Annotated in this window: 4 protein-coding genes; all 4 read right to left on the bottom strand. The window is 37.7% G+C overall.

The window, feature by feature from the left end; genetic code table 11:
- On the bottom strand, positions 1-699 hold a 699-nt coding region (locus AC075J_RS17560), incomplete at its 3' end, for a recombinase family protein (RefSeq protein ID WP_476390555.1).
- Positions 699-2336: a recombinase family protein gene (locus AC075J_RS17555; RefSeq protein ID WP_055058583.1), complete on the bottom strand. Its 1638-nt coding sequence runs from the start codon at positions 2334-2336 to the stop codon at positions 699-701. The genes AC075J_RS17555 and AC075J_RS17560, both read right to left, overlap by 1 nt.
- A gap of 138 nt (positions 2337-2474) precedes the next feature.
- Positions 2475-2741: a DUF6870 family protein gene (locus tag AC075J_RS17550; RefSeq protein WP_055053835.1), complete on the bottom strand. Its 267-nt coding sequence runs from the start codon at positions 2739-2741 to the stop codon at positions 2475-2477.
- A 56-nt stretch (positions 2742-2797) separates the two neighbouring features.
- The gene (locus tag AC075J_RS17545; RefSeq protein ID WP_055053836.1) at positions 2798-3163 is read right to left on the bottom strand and encodes a type II toxin-antitoxin system PemK/MazF family toxin; all 366 of its coding nucleotides are present in this window, start codon (positions 3161-3163) and stop codon (positions 2798-2800) included.
- Positions 3164-3357: the final 194 nt, after the last annotated feature.

The following is a 3357-nucleotide window of genomic DNA, read 5'->3' as shown; positions in this document are numbered from 1 at the left end:
CATGGTATTAAACTCTCTCGAAATTTTCAAATATGACTGCCCTGCAGCAAGTTTTTCAAATATTTCTACTACATACGGTGCAGTTAAAGGATCAGGAACAGTAGTAGATTTTCCTTTTTCATCTCTAGCTCTCTTATACCCATAAGGAGCATCTCCACCACAATATTCACCTGACTCCATCTTAATTTTCATGGCACTTGTCATTTTTACAGATGCATCTTTTGCATACATATCATTTGCCAGATTCGATATCATGATTCCCAGCATCTGATTGTCACATTCTGGACTGATACTGTCATAGTTATCATTGACTGATATAAAGCGCACTTGCATAAATGGAAATATTTTTTCCAGATATTTTGATACTTCTTCCAAATCTCGACCAAATCGTGATAAATCCTTTACTATGACCGTATTTATTTCTTTTGTTTTGATGTCACCAAGCATTCTCACAAAGTCATCTCGATCAAATTTCGTACCTGATATACCGTCATCCTTATAAAACTTTACAACTTCAATATCCGGATGAGATTCTGCGTAAGAAAGAGCGATCAGTTTCTGTGTCTCCAGCGATTCTCTCTTCTCACCATTGATATCTACAGATATTCTGGTATAAATACCGGCTTTCCAGATCTTCTTCGGTGATGCCTGCACAAATGCTTCAGCTTGTTTCATCTGGCGATTTCTTGTTCTTGCCATTATACAGCCACCTCCTGTTTTGTTTTTCCAATCTGTTCTGCCAGTCTTGCAGCTGTTACCAACTCATCTTGGAATCGGTAAACAATCTCTATTTTTTTTCCTTCAAAGACATTTATTTTTTCCACATACTGAAGAAGCATATCTCTGTCAAGATCTCCCAACGACGGTTTCTCAAGAAATGTGTTTACCCATTCTTCGCACAGCAGTTTATTTTCAAGGAGATCTTCCATATACTCTTCCTGCTTTTCAATATTGCTTTCCAGACTTTTAATTTCTGTCTGATACCGTTCTCTAAGCAAAGCGTAATCATCCCTAGAAATAACTCCTGACGCAAGATTTCCCGATAATGAATGTAACAACTTATAATATTTATTGACTTTGTTTCGTAACTCAAGTATCTGGTCATCATGCTGTATCAATGTCTGTGTATCCAAAGAATTCTCTTTCAAATACTCCATTGCACTCCGTATGGCATCCGTCATCTTACTGTATATTTTCAAAGAATCCATTACCAGCTGAATCAGCACATCTTCTCTGATACTATGTCTGGAACATTGATCCTTCTTTTTATTGTAAGAAGAACAGATATAAAAAACTGTCTTTTCTCCTTTATAACTGTTAGTTCGCCGGATCAGATTACTTCCACAGTCTCCACAGGATAATAACCCACCAAACAAATAAAGTCTGTTTTCTCCGGGTGCTATCCTGGTATCCTTCGCAAGCAACATCTGAACTGTTTCATATTCTTCTTTTGTAACGATACCTTCATGATGATTTTCAAAAATCACCCATTCTTCCTTTGGTAATGCCCTCTGCACCTTAACTTTATAGTTAATTCTTTGGGATTTTCCCTGTTGAAGCACTCCATAGTAGATTGGATTCTTTAAGATACGGATAATTGCTACTGCTGACCACCTGGATGTCAGATGTGTCTGAAATGACGATTTGAAGTTTACTCCGGTCGCACGTTTGTAATCAGCCGGTGCAAGAACTCCCAGTTCATTCAGTTTATCTGCAATCAGCTGATTGCTCATGCCCTCCATCTTCCAGTTAAAAATATCTCTTACATGCTTTGCAGCAACCGGATCAGTTTCTATCTGACTTTTATCAGCATCACACTTTTTATATCCATATGACACGTAATTTCCCACATATTCTCCAATATTTCTTTTTGCACTCAAGTGGCTTCTTACTTTTTGAGAATTCTGTCTGCAATACGTGTCATTAACAAAGGATTTCACCGGTAATACAAGATGCGTATCGGTAATGTTTGCTGTTTCAGAATCATAATTATCATTGATTGCTATAAATCGTACTCCCAGTTGTGGAAATACTTTTTGAATATACCGATCAACATCTATATGCTCTCTACCGAATCGAGACAAGTCTTTTACAATGATACAGTTGATTTCCTTATTTTCGATTGCCTTGAGCATTGCCTGAAAACCAGGACGCTTAAAATCAGTACCTGAAAAACCATCATCTTTAAATGTCTCAACAATAGTAATATCAGATGTCGATTTCATATAGTTATCAATCAAAATTGACTGATTTACAATAGATTCACTTTCAGCCTTATCTCCGTCCTCAATACTAAGACGAAGGTACTTGGCTGCTATCCAGATATTTTTTTGCATAAAAAACACTCCTATCCAAAGATTCTGCCAAAACAGAACCCTTAAATAGAAGTGCTCTATTCAAATTTAGTCCTGTTAGCATTATAGCACACTTCGTCTTCTGTGTGAATATGAAATTTTGTTGTTCCAGTTATTCCCTTATGCCAATCCAGCTTTCTTTGCTACAAGCTGTTTTGTACAGTCTATATAGGAAAGGGAAGCTGCTGCATTAAAAACACTTTTTACGACATAGCCCATATCTTCATATACATATGGGTTATCAGAGTGATTAAGCAGCACTTCCATCTTATTGCTTTTCCTGCTATCCAGCTCTGAAATCAAATCCTTGTACTTGGGCAAACTATCTCGTTCAATCTCTTTGATATCAACTGTTTTCAACTCTTCTAATCTTTCAACTGTTGTCATGGACATCGCCTCCTTTTCCTATAGTTACCATTATCGAAAATAAATATTCGTAACAGTTATGTAGTCTTCTCTTCCATTCCCATCTGAATCCGTACTGCTTTCAGTACCCGATCTAGGCTCCACTTGTTCACTCTTCCGCATTTCTCAATAATACATTTCGTAGAAATGCTCATAACCTGTTCAGCCAGTGCCAGGCTTCCTTTTCGGATTCCCGTCATATCATATTTGCTGATAAATACATGCGTTGGCAAATACCGTTTCTTATAAATTCTTGATGTCAGCGGAACTACCGTTATGACTGAACTGTATGTATTGGCTTTATTATTGCTCACTACGATCACCGGTCTTACTCCACCCTGAACCGAAGTTGTCGGGAACATACCGAGATCTGCCCATAAGATATCTCCTCTTCGGATTGTCATTTGTCCTCTCTCCAATCTGTTATTTTTATTTGTAAAGCATCCATAGCGCTATATTGGCTCCACAGGAATACGGCAGAGTTTCTTTCCTATAAGGAAAGCTCTGCCGCATAACCTCTATAGCCAATTTGATTATTAAACAGTGCTCGCTCGATTCTATTTATCCTCGATACCCCGAATCGTTACTCCCGCATGTG

It is taken from the genome of Blautia sp. ZXY-1-C6, assembly GCF_056339875.1.
This window is presented reverse-complemented; position numbering and strand designations above follow the sequence as displayed.

Excerpts from the sequence above, each read along its gene's own strand:
- AC075J_RS17545 (WP_055053836.1), bottom strand. The coding sequence starts at position 3,163 with ATGACAATCCGAAGAGGAGATATCTTATGGGCAGATCTCGGTATGTTC.
- AC075J_RS17555 (WP_055058583.1), bottom strand. The coding sequence starts at position 2,336 with ATGCAAAAAAATATCTGGATAGCAGCCAAGTACCTTCGTCTTAGTATT.
- AC075J_RS17550 (WP_055053835.1), bottom strand. The coding sequence starts at position 2,741 with ATGACAACAGTTGAAAGATTAGAAGAGTTGAAAACAGTTGATATCAAA.